Below are 18,860 nucleotides of genomic sequence, written 5' to 3'. Positions count from 1 at the left end.
CCTGGGCGCCGTCGGCGTGGGCATTCGCCGCATTGCACTAAAGTCATGTGAACGATCATTCTCATTGTGTTAGAAGCACCGAAAGAGGTGATCCGGTCGCTTCGTCGTGCGTATCTCTCTTATCCGTTGCTGGTTTCGAGGCGAGCCATGTCCTTCTGGCGCAACATCGCGAGCATCGCCGCCCGGCGCCTGGACCTGGCTGACTGCACCGAATGTCCGGGCGGTTTGCCGGGTGAGGATCCAGCATTCTCGACGGCGGTGACGGCGCTGGGCGCCAAGCTGGCCAAGGTCGATGGTCGCGCCGATGGCGGCGAGTTCGCCGCCTTCAGCGAGGTGTTTCAGCCCGACCCCGCCTCCGAGCCGAACATTCACCGCCTGTACGACCTGGCGCGCCAGACCACGCATGGTTTCGAGAGCTACGCCAAACGTCTGGCCAAGCGTTACTCCAGCTGCCCGCAGTTGCTTGAGGACGTGGTCGACGGCCTGTTCCACATCGCCAAGTCCGATGGCTTGGTGTCGCAAGACGAACTCGACTACCTGGAGCGCGTGTCGAATCTGTTCGGCATGTCGCCGCTGGCGTTCCGCCGCCTTCGCGCCACCCATCTGGGTGTCGACGCCAACGATCCCTACGCCATCCTGGAGGTGCCGCCGGACGCTGACGACGCCACCGTGCGCTCGGCCTGGAAGACGGCGTTGTCCAGCGCTCACCCCGACCGTGCGCGCGCCCGTGGGCTGCCCACCGAGTTCATCGCGGTCGCCGAAGCCAAGGCCGCCACCATCAACGCGGCCTTCTCGACGGTGATGCGCGAGCGGCGGGAGCTTGGACTGGCCGTCGCCGGCTAAAGGCGATGTACAATCGAGTTAGAGCGCGACTGACACCGAAGCCTTTTCCCACGCTTGGTGTCGCGCTCTAGGCGAGACAATCCGTCCCGTCGCTGATGATCGAAAAAGGCTTTTCATCCTCCACGTGGGGGTGTTCAGTTGACGTTCAGCGCTTATGAACCAACCTGCTTGATCATAAGCGCCGACGAAAGGACCCAGATGAGCACCATCGCTTCGCCCTTGCGAAACCTGGCCTGGCTTGCCGGCGCTCTGGCGACGTCGGTCGCGGTGGTCGTCGGGGCGGTGTTGGCGGTGATCTTCGCGGCGACCGTCGTGGTGGTCGGATTCATCGGCAGCGCCTTGTTCGGTCTGGCCGCCTTCGCCTTCCGGGGCCGCAAGGTCGCCAAGACGCCCGCCGACGATGGCCTGATCGAGGCCCGCAATGTCGGCGGCCATTCCTGGGTCGCTTACGGCTGGAACGAGCGCTCATAGGGCGCATCGCGCCTGATCGGCCCTTCGCTCGGCCAAGGTCCTTCAACTTCCCTCACGTCGCCCTTGCCGTGCGCCGCGCGCTCGCTCATCCTGCCATTCAAACAATTGTTGGGAGGAAGACATGATCGGCGTTGTCGCGACCTTGAAGGTGCAGCCCGCCAAGGCGGCGGAGTTCGAGACGGTGTTCCTGGATCTGGCCGCCAAGGTGAAGGCCAATGAACCCGGCTGCCTGATGTACCAACTCACGCGCTCCAAGACCGAAGAGGGCGTCTACAAGGTGCTGGAGCTCTACGCCTCGATGGATGCGCTGAAGCACCATGGCGGCACCGACTATTTCAAGGCCGCCGGCGCGGCCATGGGCCCGACCATGGCGGGGGCCCCCGTCATCGAATATCTCGACGCAGTGGAGTAGGGCGCGATGGATCTGGCGTTCTCGGCCGAGGACCTGGCCTTCCAGCAGGAGGTGCGCGACTGGATCGCCACCGCCTATGACGATGATCTGCGCCGGCAGATGAGCCAGTCAAAGAACGGCTATCTGGACAAGGCCGGTCAGGTGAAGTGGCAGAAGAAGCTGGCCGAGCGCGGCTGGGCGGCGCCGGACTGGCCCGTCGAGCTGGGCGGCGCAGGCTTCACCGCCTCGCAGCGCTACATCTTCAATATGGAGATGAGCCTTGCCGGTGTGCCGACCTCGTCGCCGATGGGCCTGAAGATGGTCGCTCCTGTGATCATGGCGTTCGGCTCGGACGCGCAGAAGGCTCAACATCTGCCGCCGATCCTCAACTCCGACATCTGGTGGTGCCAGGGCTATTCGGAGCCGGGTTCGGGCTCGGACCTGGCCAGCCTGCAGATGCGGGCGGTGCGTGACGGCGACGATTACGTGCTGAACGGCTCCAAGATCTGGACCACACACGCCCAGTGGGCCGACTGGATGTTCTGCCTGGTTCGCACCTCGACCGAGGGCAAGCCGCAGGAGGGCATCTCGTTCCTGCTGTTGCGGATGGACACGCCCGGCATCCAGATCAAGCCGCTGCCGACCCTGGACGGCCCGCCGGACAACGAGCAGGAGATCAATCAGGTCTTCTTCGACAATGTCCGCGTGCCGGTCGCCAATCGCATCGGCGAAGAGAACAAGGGCTGGACCTACGCCAAGTACCTGCTCGAGTTCGAACGCGGCAACGCCTATGCGCCCGGCCTGATGAACATGCTCAAGAAGGTCAAGCGCATCGCGGCCCTGGAGCGGGCCGACGATGGCGGACGCCTGATCGACGATCCGGATTTCCGCAGCAAGATCGCCAACCTCGAGATCCAGGTCGAGGCGCTCAACGCCTCCGAACTGCGGATCTTCTCGGGGCGCGGCGCGGGCAAGAATATCGGCCCGGCCTCGTCGATGCTCAAATGCGTCGGCTCAGAGCATCAGCAGGCGATCACCGAGCTGACGCTCGAGGCGGTGGGCAACTACGCCACGCCGTTCGTGCGTGACACCTGGTCGCCCGCCAACGATGGCCGTGCGGGTCCCGACTACGCCGCGCCGGCCGCGCCGGCCTATTTCAACTATCGCAAGGCCTCGATCTACGCCGGCTCCAACGAGATCCAGCGCAACATCATGGCCAAGATGGTTCTGGGTCTCTAGGGCGTCTTCAGGAGGACTCAGGTTTCGGCCTGAGTCCTCTTCGACTTGCCAAGCCAGCGGATCAGCAAGGGCGGCCCGCCCGCGCCGATGGCCACCATCAGCAGGAACCAGATCTTGTTGAAGTCCGTGGCCGGCAGACCGCTGCCGAACCACGCCAGGGCGTTCAACGCCGCGCCGACCAGCATCAGCGGATACGAAGCCTTGAGGTTGGCGATCAGGCGTTCCGGCGTCCAGATCGGTCGCATCAGGGCGGTCATGAACAGGATCACGCCGATCAAGGCCTCACCAATCTTGTGGTGAATGGTCGGGGAGGTCAGCAGGCCCTTGGGTCCCGCGTGCGCCAGGATCGCGTGGCCATGGTCCATGAAGTCGTTCAGCAGGAACACGGCGGCGAAAACGCCCGCCGCCAGCATGATCCACCAGTTCGCCGGCTTGCCGCCCATCGTCCGCGCTCCCATCTCCGTCGCGCCGGTTCTCGCGTCGCCAACGCGCCGGCGCAAGCCTTCACGCGCGGAACCGTAGCCGTTGCAGTTTTTCTGCCTTGGCTTCGCTCTCGAACGCGTGTTTGAATTTTGATCGTAATTTTCTCTCCCCTGGAGCCCTCATGTCGCTCGACGCCCTCTTCCAGCCCTTCGAGTTCAAGTCGCTGAAGCTGCCCAACCGGGTGGTGATGGCGCCGATGACGCGATCCTTCTCGCCGGGCGGCGTGCCGACCGATGAGGTCGCAGCCTACTACCGTCGCCGCGCCGAGAACCAGGTCGGCCTGATCGTCACCGAAGGCACGGGCGTCGCGCGTCCCGCCTCGCTGAACGACGCCAACGTGCCGCGCTTCCACGGCGAGAAGGAACTGGCGGCCTGGAAGAAGGTGGTCGACGAAGTTCACGCCGCCGGCGGCAAGATCGCGCCGCAGCTTTGGCATGTCGGCGCCGCCAAGGGTAAGGACGTGCTGGGCAAGGTCGACAGCCCCTCGGGCCTCTCAAAGGCCGGCGGCAACCCCTTCACCGAGCCGATGACCGACGCCGAGATCGCCGACACCATCCAGGCCTTCGCCACCGCCGCCGCCGACGCCAAACGTCTGGGCTTTGACACCGTCGAACTGCATGGCGCCCACGGCTACCTGATCGATCAGTTCTTCTGGTCGGGCACGAACGTCCGCACCGACGCCTGGGGCGGTCCGACGATCGGTGAGCGCGGCCGTTTCGCCGCCGAAATCCTCAAGGCCGTGCGCGCGGCGGTCGGGCCGGACTATCCAGTCATCATCCGCCTGTCGCAGTGGAAGCAGCAGGAATACACCGCCCGTCTGGCCGAAACGCCGAAGGAGATGGAAGCCTGGCTGCAGCCGCTGGCCGACGCCGGCGCCGATATCTTCCACTGCAGCCAGCGCCGCTTCTGGGAGCCTGAGTTCGAGGGCAGCGACCTGAACTTCGCCGGCTGGGCCAAGAAGCTGACCGGCGCCCCGACCATCACGGTCGGCTCGGTGGGCCTGTCGGGCGAATTCATCGCCGCGTTCGGTGGGGAAGGCAGCCAGCCGACCTCGATCGACAACGTGATCGGCGGCCTGGAACGCGGCGAGTACGACATGGTCGGCGTCGGCCGCGCCCTGCTACAGGATCCGGAGTGGGTCACCAAGATCCGCGAAGGCCGCTCGAACGAGCTGCAGGCGTTCGAACGCGCCGCGCTCGGCACCCTGTACTAACCCCCTTGTTCCGGGGCTGTCCGCGCGGGCGGCCCCGGCGCATCGTCACCTCCGCTCTTGGGAGGTGAACGATGTCCTGGTTGCCCTATGTGTCGGGCCTTCTGGCCGTGCTGGCCGTGGCCCTGTTGATCGCCGGCTCGTTCCTGCGGGAGGAATAGACCGGCTCAGGCGTTGAAGTTGAGCTTCAGGCCCGGGCGGGGCCAGCGCGCCTTGTAGAGCTTGCCGGTGCCCGACGCGGTGATCCAGGCGTCGCGCATGTCCGCGCCGCCGAAGCAGATGTTGGTCACGATCACGTCCGGGAAGGCGTAGTGCTCGGTGGAGCCGTCCGGCGCGAAGGCGGTGACGCCGCCATTGATGATCGTCGCCACGCAGACCTTGCCGTCCGCCTCGACCGCGAGGCTGTCCAGCAATTGATAGCCCGGCAGGTTGCACACCACGTTGCCCGGAAGCAGCGGGACGGCGTCCGCCAGCACGCCCGGCGCGGCGACGTCGAAGGACCACAGCCGCCCCAGCATGGTGTCGGCCATGTAGACGGTCTTCTCGTCGGGCGAGAGGCCCACGCCGTTGGGCGAGACGAAGTGATCGCGCCAGCGGGTGATCTTCGAGCCGTCGGGCAGGGCGTAGTACAGCGCGCCATACTTGCGGCCGTCCGGCGTCGAACAGCCATGGTCGGTGAACCAGAAACCGCCCTGCTTGTCGAAGACCAGGTCGTTTGGTCCGACCAGCGGCTTGCCGTCGCATTCGGTGTAGAGCGTCGTGATCGCGCCCGTCTTCAGGTCCACGCGCTGAATGGCGCCGCCCGTGTGGGTCGGGGGCGTGGGACCGGGAATGTTCAGGCCGTTGGCCTCAAAGAACTGGAAGCTGCCGCCGTTGTTGGTGACATAGATCGCGCCGTCCGGGCCGATCGCCGCGCCGTTGGGACCGCCGCCCGTCTCGGCCACGGTCTCCTTGCGCCCGTCGGGCCAGACGCGGGTCAGGCGCTGCCCCTGGATCTCCGTGAGGATCACCGAGCCATCGGCCATGGCGATCGGGCCCTCGGGGAACTGCAGGCCTTCGGCCACCAGCTGGATATCCATGTCACGTCTCCCTGCGCGCCTCTGACGGGCGATGGCGCTGACTATAAACGTGCGTTTGAATCTGGCCAGGGTGACTTGCGCGCCGCGCATATTCGCGGTGAGTCGGGGGCCGACTGGCGTGCAAGGGATTCTGTTATGCGCTCATCTGTTCTGGCGGCTGCGGCGATGGGCCTGGTGGTGGCCGGGTGTGGGATCAAGGTTCCCTTCGTGCCGCACAAGCCCGCCATGGTGTCGGCGCCCAAGCCCGCCAAGAAGATGGCGGTGATGCCGACGCGCCCGAGCTGTCCGGCCATGAAGGACGAGGCTTGGAAGCCGGTGCTGGACAGCGCGATCCACAAGGCTTTCGATCGCAAGCTGAGCAAGCGCTACGGCGACACCGCGGTCCAGTTCCGCACCGGTTGGAGCCGTGACGACCACGACAACGTCGTGATTACGGCTCATCGGATCGGACCCGCCGGCTACGCCCTGCCTGAGCCTGGCAAGGGCGGCGAGGTCGAGGTCGTCTTCCGTCCGTGCACCGGCGATGTGCTCAAGACGCGCAAGCGGGCCGATCTGGAGCGCAAGCCCCGGCCGCTGCCGGCGGCCTCAGCGCCGAACTAGCGCCTGTCACGACCTGACTGCGTCAGGCCGTGGGCTCTAGTCTTTTGTTTTGGCGCATTTTTCTTCACGCGAACCGGGTCCGCTTCGCTCGAAAAGCGCCTTAACGCCGTTCCAGCACCCTGAACACGAAGGCGTGGTCATCGCCTTCGCCGGCGGGATGCGCTTCGCGCCGGGTCTCGGTCCAGAGGCTCTCGTCGAAGTCGGGGAAGCGCACGTCGCCCTCGACCTCGGCGGCCACCTCGGTGAGGTAGAGGCGCTTGGCCTTGGGCAGGGCCAGCTCGAACAACGCGCTGCCGCCGATCACGCAGACCTCGTCGGCGCCGTCATCGGCGGCCTGTTCGCGCGCGATCTCGAACGCCTCCATCCAGGTCTCGCAGGCCACCGCGCCCTCGGGCTCGAAGCTCTGGTCGCGGGACAGCACGATATTGGTCCGACCGGGCAGGGGCTTGCGTGGCAGGCTGTCCCAGGTCTTGCGGCCCATGATGATGGGCTTGAACAGGGTGTTGGCCTTGAACAGGGCCAGATCCGATTTCAGGCGCCAGGGCAGGTCGCCATCGCGACCGATCACCCCATTGGCGGCGCGGGCGACGACAATGGCGAGGGTGGGCATGCTCATGCCCCCTGATTAGCGAGCGTCGGCGCGGTACGCCATGCCTTGATCCAAACCTGAACGTCGATAACTCTGCCGACCGAAGAACAATGATCGGGGAGGCGCGCGATGTCTGGAACGGCGTTCGAGATGCACATGGCCCGGACGGGCGGCGTCGAGGTGCTGAAAGGGCGCGAGATCGTCCTGCCACCGCCGGGTCCCGGTGAGGCGCGGGTGGCGATCGAGGCCGCCGGCGTCGCCTTCGCCGACATCGTGATGCGCACCGGTCTTTATCCGGGCGTGAAGGCCCCGGTGACGCCTGGCTATGACTTCGTTGGCCGGATCGAGGCCCTGGGTCCCGATGTCCAAGGCTTCGCGGTTGGCCAGCGTGTCGCCGCCCTGACGGTGACGGGCTCCTACGCCTCGCGCCGCAATATCGAAGCCCGCTACCTGGTGGCCGCGCCCGAGGGCGCGCTGGCCGAGGCCCTGGTCGCGGGCGTGCTGAACGGGCTGACGGCCTGGCAGATGTTCCATCGGGTCGCGGGCTCGACGGCGGGAGAATGGGTCTTGATCCACGGGGCGGCCGGCGGCGTCGGCGGCCTGCTGCTGGATCTGGCGCGCCTCAGCGGCGTGCGGGCCATTGGGACGGCGTCGGCCGGCAAGAAGGCCGAGGTCGAGGCCAAGGGCGGGATCCATATCGACTATCGCGCCGAAGCCGTCGCCGAGCGGGCGCTGGCGATCTCCGGCGGCGGCGTGGTCGCGGCGTTCGACCATGTGGGCGGCCCGCACCTCAAGACCGCCTCGATGGCCGCGTTGCGCGATGGCGGCACGGCGGTCCTGTACGGCGGCTACGACGCGACCAAGGGCGGCAAGGCGCGTCCCGCCGCCATGATCAAGATGCTGCTGTCTGACCGCCTGTCGGCGTTGAAGCTGTTCAGCGGCAGCCGGGGCGTGGTGGGCTACAACGTCACGTCGTGGCGCAACGCGCGCCCCGGGCCCTATCGCGAGGATCTGGCCAAGGTGCTGGGCTTGATCGCCGACGGCGCGATCCAGCCCAAGATCGCCAAGGTCCTGCCGCTCAGCGAAGCCGGCGAGGCTCAGGCCCTGCTGCAGTCGGCGCAGCTGGCCGGCAAGATCGTGTTGAAACCCTAGACCGAAACCTCGGCCTTGATGTGCGGGTGGGCCTGGTAGCCCTCCAGCGCGAAGTCTTCGTACTCGAAGGCGAACAGGTCGCGCTTGTCGGCGATCTTCAGGGTCGGGAAGTCGAACGGCTCACGGGTCAGTTGCTCGCGGGCTTGATCCAGGTGGTTCAGATAGAGGTGGGCGTCGCCGAAGGTGTGGACGAACTCGCCGGGCTCCAGGCCCACGACCTTGGCGACCATGACGGTCAGCAGGGCGTAGCTGGCGATGTTGAACGGCACCCCTAGGAACACGTCGGCGCTACGCTGGTAGAGCTGGCAGCTCAGTTTCCCATCCGCGACGAAGAACTGGAACAGACAGTGGCAGGGCGGCAGGGCCATGTCATCGACGTCGGCCGGGTTCCAGGCCGTGACGATGTGGCGGCGGCTGTTGGGGTTGGTCTTCAGGTTCTCGACCACGGCCGAGATCTGGTCGATCACCCGGCCATCCGGCGTGGCCCATGAGCGCCACTGCTTGCCATAGACGGGGCCCAGGTCGCCGTTCTCGTCGGCCCACTCGTCCCAGATGCGCACGCCGTTGTCCTTGAGATAGGCGATGTTGGTGTCGCCCTTCAGAAACCACAGCAGTTCGATGATGATCGAGCGCAGGTGTAGCTTCTTGGTGGTCAGGACCGGGAAGCCCTTGGCCAGGTCAAAGCGGATCTGGCGGCCGAACACGCCCAGCGTCCCCGTGCCCGTGCGGTCGCCACGCTGGACGCCGCTCTCCAGGATGTCGGCCAGCAGGTTCAGGTACTGCCGCTCGGGGTGGTTGGCGTCGGCTTTGGGGGCGTCGAGGACGGCGGTGCTCATGGTCGCTACTTTGGCCGCGAATCGCCGCCTTGAACACTGCGGCGCCTTGGCCTGTCCACAGCGCGGGCGGACTTTTCCGGCGGCAAGCGACAGGCGTGGCTCACCCCGCGAAGCCGCCCTCGTCGAGGAACGCCTGCTCGGCCTCGGTCGTCTCGCGCCCGAGGCTGGGGTTACGATGGGGGAAGCGCCCGAAACGGGCGATGACGTCGCGATGGATGAGGGCGTACTTCATCGATTCCTCGTCGCCGGTGTCGGCCTGCAGCGTGGCGAACAGCTGGACGCTGAACTCCTGATCGACCAGCGACTCCGAATGCTCGAAGGGCAGGTAGAAGAATCGCCGAAGCTCCAGGGGCAGGACGGGGTCCTGGTCATGGCCGGCGGCGATGGCCTGGCGGGCGAACATCCGCGCCAACGGGTCGGTTGCGAAGGCGTGGGGCGTGCCCCGGTACATGTTGCGCGGGAACTGATCGAGCAGGATCAGCAAGGCCAGAGCGCCCTCAGGCGTCTGATTCCAGGCGTCGTACCGGCGCATCGAGGCGCGATAGTGGGTCTGCTCAAACTTCAAGGCGATCGCGGCGTCGAAGGCCTGGTCCTTGGCGAACCACTTGCCGGGGCCGGCATTGCGCCAGAAGCCGACGATATCGTTGGGGTGCGCGCTCATCCTGGCTCCGTTCAAGCTCGGTTCATCCGGCGAGTCCGATGCTGTTATCAAGGGACAAGCCCGGGCCGCGCTTCAAGGCCCTTCGGAGCAGGAAATGAAACGTCTGATCACGACCGCGATGATGCTCTCGCTGATCGGAGGCGCGGCCGCGGAGGCCGCCGCCGCCGGGGCGGTGGTCGCCCAGCAGCAGGAGGTCCAGCGCGAGCAGCGCGACGGTGGCCCGCGCGGTGAGCGAGCTGATCGCGGCGATCGGGGTGGTCGGCCAGGGGGCGAACGCGGTGATCGTGGCGGCCAAGGCGGCTGGAACCGAGGCGGCGACCGTCCGCAACCGCAAGCCCAGCCTCAACCGCAACAGCAGGAGCAAGGCGGCGGCTGGAATCGTGGCGATCGCGGAGAGCGCGGAGAGCGCGGCGATCGTGGCGGGCGCCCGGACGGCGGCTGGAACCGTGGCGGCGATCGTCCTCAACCCCAGCCTCAGCCCCAACCCCAGCCCCAGCCGCAGACACCGCCCGGCGCGGGTGGCGGCAGCGGCTGGAACCGAGGAGACGACAACAACCGCGACCGTGGCGGCTGGAACCGCGACAACAACAATCGCGGGGACCGCAACGACGACAAAGGGCGCGATCGTGGCCGTGACAACAACCGCTGGGACAATCGCGGCGGTTGGGATCGGGGGGGCTGGGATCGCGACGATCGCCGGTCGGGCTATGGCCAGTACCGCGATCGCGATCGTGGGCGGTCTTACTATGATCGCGGCTACTATCGCCCGAGCTTCCGGTCGGTTCAGCGCTATCGCGCCCCGGCCTACCGCTATCCCAGCGGCTGGTACGCCCGCGCCTGGTCGTTTGGCGACTACCTCCCGTACGGCTGGTACACGCCGTCGTACTATCTGGACTACTGGCGCTATGACCTGCCGCAGCCGCCGATCGGCTGCGAGTGGATCCGGGTCGGTGACAACGCGGTGCTGGTCGACGTCTGGAGCGGCCAGATTCTGAGCGTCTACTACGACCTGTTCTGGTGACGGCGGCTCACTGAAGACCCCGGGGCGGAGGCGACAGCTTCCGCCCCTCTTCGTTTGGCGGGCCTGGCGGCGTGAAATTTCGCGTTTGCGAAAGGGCGCTGCATGCGGCGCCGCATAGCGCGGTTCTTCGTGAGCGCGTAAAAGGGGCGGCGAAGGTTGTCGCATTTCTGCGTTCTGTCGGCTTCGCCTTGACGAAACGGCAAAAAAACGCTCAAACGCCCGGCCTTTGTCGCTTTGCTGTTGCGCCGAGCGGCCCCGATTGACCAGTCCTGGAGAAAAAACATGCGCGTCTACTACGACCGCGACGCTGATCTGGCCCGCATCCTGGACCGGAAGATCGCCATCGTAGGCTATGGCAGCCAGGGCCATGCCCACGCGCTCAACCTTCGGGACTCGGGCATTAAAAACGTAGCCGTCGCGCTGCGCGCCGGTTCGCCGACCGCCAAGAAGGCCGAAGGCGAAGGCCTGAAGGTCATGACGGTGGCCGAAGCCGCCGCCTGGGCCGACCTGATCATGATCCTGGCGCCCGACGAGCATCAGGCCGCGATCTACAAGAACGAAATCGCCCCCAACATCCGTGATGGCGCAGCCCTGCTGTTCGCCCACGGCCTGAACGTCCACTTCGGCCTGATCGAGCCCAAGGACACCATCGACGTGCTGATGGTCGCGCCGAAGGGCCCGGGTCACACCGTGCGCGGCGAGTACCAGAAGGGCGGCGGCGTGCCCTGCCTGATCGCGGTGCACCACAACGCCACGGGCAACGCCCTCGACCTTGGCCTGGCCTACGCCTCGGCCATCGGCGGCGGTCGCTCGGGCATCATTGAGACCAACTTCCGCGAAGAGTGCGAGACCGACCTGTTCGGCGAGCAGGCCGTTCTGTGCGGCGGCACCGTCGAGCTGGTCCGCGCGGGCTTCGAAACCCTGGTTGAAGCCGGCTATGCGCCGGAAATGGCCTATTTCGAGTGCCTGCACGAGCTGAAGCTGATCGTCGACCTCATGTACGAAGGCGGGATCGCCAACATGAACTACTCGATCTCGAACACGGCCGAGTACGGCGAGTATGTCACCGGTCCGCGCATCATCACGCCGGAAACCAAGGCCGAGATGAAGCGCGTTCTGGAAGACATCCAGTCGGGCAAGTTCGTGCGCGACTTCATGCTGGAGAACGCCGTCGGCCAGCCCAGCTTCAAGGCCACGCGTCGTCGCTCGGCCGAGCACCAGATCGAAGAGGTCGGCGCTCGCCTGCGCGGCATGATGCCTTGGATCGCCAAGAATAAGCTGGTCGACCAAGCCAAGAACTAAGCTTCAGCACCCAAGCTGATCCCACGAAGCCCCCGGTCCTCCCAGGCCGGGGGCTTTTCGTTTGGCGGCTTGCGCAAACGCCGTCCGCGTGCATACTGAACCGAATGGTTCAGCAAAGCGCCGCCCGCCTCGATGTCTCCTTCGCCGCCCTGTCGGATCCGACGCGCCGGGGCGTGCTGGAGCATCTGGGGCAGGGGGAGGCCTCGATCACCGATCTGGCCGAGCGGTTCGGCATGACCCTCACGGGCATGAAGAAGCACGTCAGCCTGCTGGAAGCGGCGGGGCTGGTGACCACTCAGAAGGTTGGACGGGTCAGGGTCTGCCGTCTGCAGGATGGCGGGCTAGAGGCCGAGGCGGCGTGGATCGAGCGGTATCGCCAGCGCTGGGCGCTGCGGTTCGACGCGCTGGAAGAGATCATCGAGGATTTGAAGCAGAGGGACGACCAAAATGGCCGGAAAGAATGAAACCGTGGTGGCGCGAACGTCCGAGCGCGAACTGGTGGTGACCCGCCTGTTCGACGCCCCGGTCGATGTCGTCTTCGAAGCCTGGTCGAAAGCCGAGCTTTTCCAGCGCTGGTGGGTTCCCAAGGCGCTTGGCGTGCCTTTGCGAGCCTGTGAGATGGATGTGCGCACGGGGGGCGGCTATCGCCTGGAGTTCGGCCTCGACGCGGCCAACGCCATGGCGTTCTACGGCAAGTACACTGACGTGACGCCGCCCTCGCGGATCGTCTGGACCAATGAGGAGAGCGGCGAGATCACCGTAACGACGGTCACGTTCGAGGATCGGGCCGGCAAGACCTTCCTGACGCTCAGCGAGCTCTATCCCAGCAAGGCGGCCTGCGACGAGGCGCTTCAGGGATCTGCGGCCGGCCTGCCGGTGCAGTTCGAGCAACTGGATGAGCTTCTGTCGGAACGGGTGGCCTGAGGCCGGCGAGCGCTGGGCGGGCGTTTGTGGGTTGCGTGGTTGATCCGCGCACGGGAAGCTTGCTGCTGGTCCCGCTTGGGAATGACGAAGGAGACGCTCCATGAAACGCCTGCTCGCCGCCATGATCGCCGGCGCGGCCCTGTCGGTCGCCGCCGCCCCGGCCTTCGCCGAAGAAGTCGCCTACAAGCTGGACTCGTCGCATACCGAGACCTTCTTCTCGATCGACCGGATGGGGTTTACCTCGATCCTGGGCCTCTTCGCCCAGTCGGAAGGCACGATCTGGCTGGACGAGGCTGCGCCGGAGAAGTCGCGCGTCGAGGCCACCGTTGCGGTCGGCAGCATTCTCACCGCCAACACCGCGCGTGATGAGCACCTGAAGGCCGAGCGCTGGCTGAACGCCGCCAAGAACCCGACCATGACCTTCAAGTCGACCAAGGTCGAGAAGACGGGTGACACGACCGCCAAGGTCACGGGCGACATGACCGTGATGGGTGTGACCCAGCCCGTCACCCTGGACGTCAAGCTGAACAAGATGGGCGTCGGCAACAATCAGAAGAAGCAGGCCGGCTTCACCATCACTGGCCAGATCAGCCGCAAGGCGTTCGGCCACACCATCGGGGCGGGCGCGATCGGGGATGCGGTGAACATCCGCATCGAGGCCTTGGCGGTGGCTCAGTAGGGCTAGCCCAGCACGAATACGGGACCCCAGGCCACCTGGTAGCGGCGCTCGCCTGTCGACAGGTGCGGGCGCAGCTGCCAGGCGCCGGCGCTCAGCGTCGGCGCCGCGCGATCCTCCAGATAGGTCGCGGTCAGCACTTCGCCGCCGGGTTCCGAGATCGAGAACTGGCGGATCGTCGGCGTCGCATAGGACAGGGCGCGGGCGATCTCGTCGGTCGAGCGCACGCGCAGGGGCGCGGGGCCTGCCAGCCGTGCGCTGACCTCGGCGTAGGCGCCGACGGCGATGACACGCGGCCCCTGCCTGAAGACACCGTAGCCGACATGGGTGAAGCCGGGCGCCAGGAGATTGGCGCGGTGGCCGGGGCTGGTCTTCCACTGGTTCATGATCTGGTCGTAGGTGACGGCGCTGGCGGCGTTGCGGCGCATGGCGATGTTCTCGCCGGGTGCGCCGACTAGATCGCGCGCGAACAGGCCCACGCGTCCGGCTGGAGAGAAACCCTCTCGCGTCAGATGCTCGAAGACGCCGGTCACCGCGATGTCGGCGGCGTGGGCGCGGGCGGCCAGACGCAGACCCTCGTCCCAGGCCAGCGGGGCTGGACCCTGGCGACCGCGATAGAGGTTGTTGAGGTCGAGCAAGGTCTCTTCGAACGCGGGGTCGAAGTCACCGCCGGGTGGATCGGACAGCAGCGCGCGCAGGCGCCGTTCGTAGGCGATCCAGGGCGCGGCCGGCGCGGCCAGGGCCGGGGAGGCGGCCAGGGCCAGGCCGGCGGTCAGCAAGCTTCTACGCGCGATCGTCCGCATTCGGTCTCCGACGGCCTAACTTCAGGCCCAGCATTGACACCTGACCATAGGGACCAGACCTAAGGTCTATGAAACCTGTTCGTTCCCTATGGCTGGCCGGCCCCGAGGCCTGGCTCCCCGATTCCGATATCCAGGCCTCGCGTCAGCGGGCGCTGTGCCTGGAGGCCGGGCTCGAGGCCCTGGTCCCCGCCCGCATGCCGGTGGGCGACGCGGGCGATGAACTGGAGGCTAGACAGTTCTACGCCGCGCGCATGGCGCAATTGCGCCAAGCCGACGCGGGCGTCATCAATCTCACCCCATTCCGGGGGCCCACGGCCGACACCGCGACCGTGTTCGAGGCCGGGGTGCTGGCGGGGCTCGGCAAGCCGACCTTCGCCTACATGAACGTGACCAGCGAACTGGGCGCCGAGTACGTCGCGCGGGTCGACGCGGACCTGGGGGCGATCCTCGACGAGAATCGCGTCTGGCGGGACCCCGACGGCTGCACGATCGAGGACCATGGCCTGCCCGAGACCGTGATGCTGTGGGGGGAGGCGCGCCGCCTGTTCGTGATCGTCACCGATGATCCGCTGAGAGACCTCACCGGCCTGGAACTTTGCCTGGAGGCGCTGGCTCTTTACGCGGAATAGCGCGTTTGACTTGATCTGCGTCAAGGTGAACGGACTGGCTGGCCGCATCTTGGCCTTCCAGGTTGGAGGGGCGGCCTATGCGTATCGAGATCCAGCGGAGCGTCGTGGTGGTGGCCGCCTTGCTGGCCATGGCGACGGCGAGCCAGGCGGCGCCGGACCAGGATCCGATCGCGCGGGGCAAGGTGATCGTCACCCGCAATTGCGCGGCCTGTCACGCGGTGGGGACCACTGGCGACAGCCCGAACCCCACGGCGCCTCGGTTCCGCCAGTTGCAGGACCGATACGACGTCGAGGCGCTCGCCGAAGGGCTGGCGGAGGGGCTGACCGTCGGCCATGGCCCGATGCCCGAGTGGACCTTCCCTCCGGATGACGTCACCGCCATCGTCGCCTATCTGAAGTCTATCCAGGCCCGGACGGGCGCGGAGACCGTGCCGCCCAGCAAGTCGCGCCCCTGATCCTGCGGCGGACTCACCAAGGCAGGTCCGCCTCACCGCGAAGAATGGCTTCGGCCTGCGCTGTGTGTTTTCCACCGTCGCGATCGTGCATGACCAGCGGCGACAGAAGCGCCAGCGGCGCCTTGCCCGTCTTGATCGCGCGCACGATCACGCGCTTGGCCGGCGCATCGGCGAACGGGGCCACGGGGCGGATTCGGAACGATCCGGCCTTGGGCGCCAGCAGCGACAGGATGTCGGCCAGACGGTCGGCGCGATGGATCAGGGTGATCGTTCCGCCCTCGCGGACCGCCTTCAGGCAAAAGGTCGTCCAGGCCACCAGACCACCGTCCGCCATCCAGGCCCCGCTCTTGGCGGGCGAGGGCGCGCGCAGGGCGCTCGGATCGTCGAAATAGGGCGGATTGGCCATCACGGCGTCGAAGACCGGCAGGTCAAGGGCGCGAAAGCCCGCCTCGACGTCGCCCTTCATGACGCTGACCCGCGCCGCCAGTCCGTTCAACGCAACGTTCTCGGCGACCAGCGCGGCGGCGGCGTCATCACGCTCGACGCCTTGGAACAGCGCATCCGACCGGCGAGTCGCCGCCGCCAGCAACGCGCCCCCGACGCCGCAGCCCGGCTCCAGCACGCGCTGGCCGGGGAGGGCGTCGCAGGTCGCCGCCAGCAGCGCCGCGTCCATGCCGGGCCTGTATCCATCCGGCGCCTGACGGAGCCTTACCCGGCCGCCAAGAACCCGATCCTCGGTCACACCTAAGTCGTTCAATGCTAGTGAGGCCTTGTGCTCGCCTTGACCCTGACCTATCCCGCAACCATTGTCCCTCGCAATGGTTCGTGGGGGGCCGCTTTAAGGAGAGCATGGTTTTGGACGTAGCCGCAGCGACCCTGCCCCGGACGTCGGGATCGGTGGATCGTCTCGTGCGCCTCGCCGAGGCCGACATGGCGGGCGTCAACCGCCTGATCACCGATCGCATGCAGAGCGATGTGGCGATCATCCCCGCCCTGGCCGAGCACCTGATCGCCGCCGGCGGTAAGCGCCTGCGCCCGCTGATGACCGTGGCCGCCGCGCGCCTTGCCGGCGCCGACAACGACCATTTCCAGAAGCTCGCCGCCGCCGTCGAGTTCATCCATACCGCCACCCTGCTGCACGATGACGTCGTCGACGGCAGCCAGCTGCGCCGTGGCAAGGTCGCCGCGCACCTGATCTGGGGCGGCGCGCAGAGCGTGCTGGTCGGCGACTTCCTGTTCGCCCGCGCGTTCGAGCTGATGGTCGAGACCAATTCGATGAAGGCGCTGGAGATCCTGGCCCGCGCCAGCCGCGTCATCGCCGAGGGCGAGGTCCTGCAGCTGATGCGCAGCCACGACCTGAACCTTTCGCAGGCTATCTATCTCGAGATCATCCAGGCCAAGACGGCCGAGCTGTTCGCCGCGGCCTCGGAGGCCGGGGCGGTTTCGGCCGGCGTTGACGCGGCACAGTCGCAGGCGCTGCGGGACTATGGCTTGAACCTGGGCCTGGCGTTCCAGCTGGCTGACGACGCGCTCGACTATGGCGGCGCGACCGAAACCCTGGGCAAGAACGCCGGCGACGACTTCCGCGAAGGCAAGGCGACCCTGCCGCTGCTGCTGGCGATCGCCCGATCGGGTCCGCGCGAGGCCGAGTTCTGGGAACGCGCCATCGGTCGCCGTGAACAGACCGAGGCGGACTTCCGCCGCGCCCGCGAGTTGATCATCGGCACGGGCGCGCTGGACGCGACGCTGGATCTCGCCGCGGAGTACGCGGACAAGGCCAAGACCGCCCTGGCGATGTTCCCTGCCAACGACTGGCGTGAAGCGCTTGATGAGCTGGCTGACTTTGCGGTCAGCCGCCGCGCCTAGATGGCCGCTGGGAAGTCCATGATGGGCGGACTTCCGCCGCTGAAGCCGGGCGAGAAGCTGCCGCGCCTGCAGACCGTGATCGCCACCTCGCCTGAAAACCCGGCGGGTGATCCCAACATCCGACCGCACGAGGCGGGAGAAGCGGCCGGCAAGGTGATTGGCGGGGGCCTGGGCGTGTTGTTGGTCACGCTTTGCGTCTTGCTGCTGCTGGGTCCGGTGCTGTGGGCGCCAGGCTGGGCGGGCCTGCGCGTCGCGCGGTTCCTGAGCGGCGCCTGGCAGCCCTGGCTCGCGGGCTTCGCCGCGTTTGTCGCGATGGCCTTGCTGCAGACCTTCCTGCTGATCCAGCGTCACCCGGCGCTGCGCTATCCTGTGGTGACGCTGTTCTCGGTGCTCTGGGTCGGCGGTCTGTGGCTGGAGTTCAACTCGCCGCGCCACGACTGGGTGACGACCGCGCCAACCCTCCAAATGCCCGGGCCTTGGTCGTGGGCGCTGATCGTCGCCGGATCAATCGTCTACGCCGGGATCTACTTGCTGGCGCTGGCCCCCGTGGGCAAGAGCCGTTGGGCGCGCCGCTGGCAACTCTTGAAGTAGAGCGGTGAATTCGGCGTAATCCGCGCTGAAAGCCCTTCACAGCGACGCCTTGTGGAGCCACCTCTAGGGTCTCTCTTTGGGGCAACACATGATCCGCTTCATCCTGAACGTTCTCTGGCTCATCTTCGGCGGCCTGATCACCGGCTTGGGCTGGCTGTTGGCCGGCGTCTTCCTGGCGATCACGATCGTGGGCTTGCCCTACGCCGGCGCGGCGTGGCGCATCGCCGGCTTCGCCTTCTGGCCGTTCGGCAAGGAGATCGTCAGCCGCGAGATTATCACGGGTCAGGAAGACATCGGCACGGGCCCGATCGGAACCCTGCTGAACGTGATCTGGTTCCTGCTCGCCGGCTGGTGGCTGGCCCTGAGCCACCTGCTGGTGGCGGTGGCCGAGGCGATCACCATCATCGGCATCCCCTTCGCCATCAAGGACCTGCAACTGGCCCGCATCGCGCTGGCGCCGATCGGCGTTGCGGTGGTCAAGCGGTAGCTAGAAGCCGGTGAACAGTCTCTCCAGCGCGCGGCGGATGGCGTCTTCGCGTTGAGAGAGGCTGCAGGCGCGACGACGGAGAGTGGTCGCTGTCAGGCTAAAGAGCTCGCTGATAAGCAGAGCCAGCGGCTCGCCTTGGATCTCGACCTCAATCTCCAGTTCGCAGACCAAACGGGTCGCGTCATTGACGGCGGGCGCGACAATGACTTCTGATAGCCCTCGCAGGTGATGCGAGGAGATGACAACGAGGTAGGGGGCTAGGCTGCGAGCTTCAGCGGATGGGTTCTGATAGACATCGAACTGGCGCAATTACCAACGCCTGAAATGGTCCGAAATCAGACCACGTTGCGCGATACGCTCGTTATGTTCCCTGATCGCTTCGGCGTTCTCTTCCGCCCAGCGCCGCGCGCGTTCCTCGCCGTCGGCGGGATCGACCTTCTGGAGATGCAGGCGCAGTCGGGTCTCGTTCATGCCGACGACCGAGATCCCGAGCCGCTCAGCCTGGGCTAGCAGTTCCGGGTCAATGCCTTGGTCGAGGTCAGGGACGTCCAT

26 protein-coding genes are annotated in these 18,860 nt (G+C 66.8%); 17 read left to right on the top strand and 9 right to left on the bottom strand.

The window, feature by feature from the left end:
- Positions 1–147: 147 nt before the first annotated feature.
- From CA606_RS12630 to CA606_RS12615, 4 genes are all read left to right on the top strand, one after another.
- The gene (locus CA606_RS12630) at positions 148–843 is read left to right on the top strand and encodes a J domain-containing protein (protein WP_096050812.1); all 696 of its coding nucleotides are present in this window, start codon (positions 148–150) and stop codon (positions 841–843) included.
- Between the two features lie 168 nt (positions 844–1,011).
- Entirely contained in the window at positions 1,012–1,314 is a 303-nt protein-coding gene (locus CA606_RS12625; protein WP_096053783.1) for a hypothetical protein, read from the top strand.
- 121 nt (positions 1,315–1,435) lie between these two features.
- On the top strand, positions 1,436–1,726 hold the full coding sequence (locus CA606_RS12620; RefSeq protein WP_096050813.1) for a putative quinol monooxygenase: 291 nt from the start codon (positions 1,436–1,438) through the stop codon (positions 1,724–1,726).
- A 6-nt stretch (positions 1,727–1,732) separates the two neighbouring features.
- On the top strand, positions 1,733–2,944 hold the full coding sequence (locus CA606_RS12615; protein ID WP_096050814.1) for an acyl-CoA dehydrogenase family protein: 1,212 nt from the start codon (positions 1,733–1,735) through the stop codon (positions 2,942–2,944).
- Between the two features lie 17 nt (positions 2,945–2,961).
- Here CA606_RS12615 and CA606_RS12610 read toward each other — a convergent pair whose 3' ends face one another.
- Complete coding sequence (locus CA606_RS12610; RefSeq protein WP_096050815.1) at positions 2,962–3,402, bottom strand: hypothetical protein; 441 nt, start codon at positions 3,400–3,402, stop codon at positions 2,962–2,964.
- Between the two features lie 146 nt (positions 3,403–3,548).
- Here CA606_RS12610 and CA606_RS12605 point away from each other — a divergent pair, with 146 nt between their 5' ends.
- A complete protein-coding gene (locus tag CA606_RS12605) occupies positions 3,549–4,640 on the top strand; it encodes an NADH:flavin oxidoreductase (protein ID WP_096050816.1) in 1,092 nt (363 codons plus the stop codon).
- A 164-nt stretch (positions 4,641–4,804) separates the two neighbouring features.
- On the opposite strand, the gene CA606_RS12600 is transcribed toward CA606_RS12605, so the two are convergent.
- Positions 4,805–5,716 carry an SMP-30/gluconolactonase/LRE family protein gene (locus CA606_RS12600; protein WP_096050817.1) on the bottom strand — a complete coding sequence of 304 codons (912 nt, stop codon included), beginning with the start codon at positions 5,714–5,716 and terminating at the stop codon, positions 4,805–4,807.
- A 135-nt stretch (positions 5,717–5,851) separates the two neighbouring features.
- Here CA606_RS12600 and CA606_RS12595 point away from each other — a divergent pair, with 135 nt between their 5' ends.
- Positions 5,852–6,316, top strand: a complete 465-nt coding sequence (locus tag CA606_RS12595; protein ID WP_096050818.1) for a hypothetical protein — start codon at positions 5,852–5,854, stop codon at positions 6,314–6,316.
- 100 nt (positions 6,317–6,416) lie between these two features.
- Here the strand turns inward: CA606_RS12595 and CA606_RS12590 are convergent, their stop codons facing one another.
- On the bottom strand, positions 6,417–6,932 hold the full coding sequence (locus tag CA606_RS12590; protein ID WP_096050819.1) for a dihydrofolate reductase: 516 nt from the start codon (positions 6,930–6,932) through the stop codon (positions 6,417–6,419).
- A 102-nt stretch (positions 6,933–7,034) separates the two neighbouring features.
- Here CA606_RS12590 and CA606_RS12585 point away from each other — a divergent pair, with 102 nt between their 5' ends.
- The gene (locus CA606_RS12585; RefSeq protein ID WP_096050820.1) at positions 7,035–8,057 is read left to right on the top strand and encodes a medium chain dehydrogenase/reductase family protein; all 1,023 of its coding nucleotides are present in this window, start codon (positions 7,035–7,037) and stop codon (positions 8,055–8,057) included.
- Here the strand turns inward: CA606_RS12585 and CA606_RS12580 are convergent.
- A complete protein-coding gene (locus tag CA606_RS12580; RefSeq protein WP_096050821.1) occupies positions 8,054–8,893 on the bottom strand; it encodes a thymidylate synthase in 840 nt (279 codons plus the stop codon). The genes CA606_RS12585 and CA606_RS12580 overlap by 4 nt on opposite strands.
- A 100-nt stretch (positions 8,894–8,993) precedes the next feature.
- Entirely contained in the window at positions 8,994–9,554 is a 561-nt protein-coding gene (locus CA606_RS12575) for a DUF924 family protein (protein ID WP_096050822.1), read from the bottom strand.
- 94 nt (positions 9,555–9,648) lie between these two features.
- Here CA606_RS12575 and CA606_RS12570 point away from each other — a divergent pair, with 94 nt between their 5' ends.
- The 5 genes from CA606_RS12570 (at position 9,649) to CA606_RS12550 (ending at position 13,480) form a co-directional block, all read left to right on the top strand.
- Entirely contained in the window at positions 9,649–10,575 is a 927-nt protein-coding gene (locus CA606_RS12570) for an RcnB family protein (RefSeq protein WP_096050823.1), read from the top strand.
- A 240-nt stretch (positions 10,576–10,815) separates the two neighbouring features.
- Positions 10,816–11,877 carry a ketol-acid reductoisomerase gene (gene ilvC, locus CA606_RS12565; RefSeq protein WP_181242572.1) on the top strand — a complete coding sequence of 354 codons (1,062 nt, stop codon included), beginning with the start codon at positions 10,816–10,818 and terminating at the stop codon, positions 11,875–11,877.
- Between the two features lie 104 nt (positions 11,878–11,981).
- Positions 11,982–12,341, top strand: a complete 360-nt coding sequence (locus tag CA606_RS12560; protein ID WP_096050824.1) for an ArsR/SmtB family transcription factor — start codon at positions 11,982–11,984, stop codon at positions 12,339–12,341.
- Complete coding sequence (locus CA606_RS12555) at positions 12,325–12,801, top strand: SRPBCC family protein (RefSeq protein WP_096050825.1); 477 nt, start codon at positions 12,325–12,327, stop codon at positions 12,799–12,801. Before CA606_RS12560 ends, CA606_RS12555 begins: the two co-directional genes overlap by 17 nt.
- Before the next feature lie 100 nt (positions 12,802–12,901).
- Positions 12,902–13,480 carry a YceI family protein gene (locus tag CA606_RS12550; protein WP_096050826.1) on the top strand — a complete coding sequence of 193 codons (579 nt, stop codon included), beginning with the start codon at positions 12,902–12,904 and terminating at the stop codon, positions 13,478–13,480.
- Between the two features lie 2 nt (positions 13,481–13,482).
- Here the strand turns inward: CA606_RS12550 and CA606_RS12545 are convergent, their stop codons facing one another.
- Positions 13,483–14,280 carry a CAP domain-containing protein gene (locus CA606_RS12545; RefSeq protein WP_096050827.1) on the bottom strand — a complete coding sequence of 266 codons (798 nt, stop codon included), beginning with the start codon at positions 14,278–14,280 and terminating at the stop codon, positions 13,483–13,485.
- Between the two features lie 68 nt (positions 14,281–14,348).
- Between CA606_RS12545 and CA606_RS12540 the strand changes: the two genes are divergently transcribed.
- A complete protein-coding gene (locus CA606_RS12540) occupies positions 14,349–14,909 on the top strand; it encodes a nucleoside 2-deoxyribosyltransferase (RefSeq protein ID WP_096050828.1) in 561 nt (186 codons plus the stop codon).
- A 62-nt stretch (positions 14,910–14,971) separates the two neighbouring features.
- Positions 14,972–15,364, top strand: coding sequence for a c-type cytochrome (locus CA606_RS12535; protein ID WP_096050829.1), 393 nt, complete (start codon positions 14,972–14,974; stop codon positions 15,362–15,364).
- Positions 15,365–15,377: 13 nt separating this feature from the next.
- Here the strand turns inward: CA606_RS12535 and CA606_RS12530 are convergent, their stop codons facing one another.
- Positions 15,378–16,121 (bottom strand): tRNA1(Val) (adenine(37)-N6)-methyltransferase, encoded by a 744-nt coding sequence (locus tag CA606_RS12530; RefSeq protein ID WP_096050830.1) that lies wholly within the window; start codon positions 16,119–16,121, stop codon positions 15,378–15,380.
- Between the two features lie 98 nt (positions 16,122–16,219).
- Between CA606_RS12530 and CA606_RS12525 the strand changes: the two genes are divergently transcribed.
- From CA606_RS12525 to CA606_RS12515, 3 genes are all read left to right on the top strand, one after another.
- Complete coding sequence (locus CA606_RS12525) at positions 16,220–17,230, top strand: polyprenyl synthetase family protein (RefSeq protein WP_181242901.1); 1,011 nt, start codon at positions 16,220–16,222, stop codon at positions 17,228–17,230.
- Complete coding sequence (locus CA606_RS12520; RefSeq protein WP_096050832.1) at positions 17,231–17,821, top strand: hypothetical protein; 591 nt, start codon at positions 17,231–17,233, stop codon at positions 17,819–17,821. It begins immediately after the preceding gene.
- Positions 17,822–17,909: 88 nt separating this feature from the next.
- The gene (locus CA606_RS12515; protein WP_096050833.1) at positions 17,910–18,308 is read left to right on the top strand and encodes a YccF domain-containing protein; all 399 of its coding nucleotides are present in this window, start codon (positions 17,910–17,912) and stop codon (positions 18,306–18,308) included.
- Here the strand turns inward: CA606_RS12515 and CA606_RS12510 are convergent, their stop codons facing one another.
- The gene (locus CA606_RS12510; protein WP_096050834.1) at positions 18,309–18,617 is read right to left on the bottom strand and encodes a CcdB family protein; all 309 of its coding nucleotides are present in this window, start codon (positions 18,615–18,617) and stop codon (positions 18,309–18,311) included.
- Positions 18,618–18,860: a type II toxin-antitoxin system CcdA family antitoxin gene (locus tag CA606_RS12505; RefSeq protein ID WP_096050835.1), complete on the bottom strand. Its 243-nt coding sequence runs from the start codon at positions 18,858–18,860 to the stop codon at positions 18,618–18,620. It abuts the gene before it with no gap.

The sequence above is a fragment of the Caulobacter vibrioides genome (genome assembly GCF_002310375.3).
In the GTDB taxonomy this organism is placed as follows: domain Bacteria; phylum Pseudomonadota; class Alphaproteobacteria; order Caulobacterales; family Caulobacteraceae; genus Caulobacter; species Caulobacter vibrioides_D.
The sequence above is the reverse complement of the archived record's forward strand: the minus strand, read 5'-3'. Positions and strand labels throughout refer to the sequence as shown.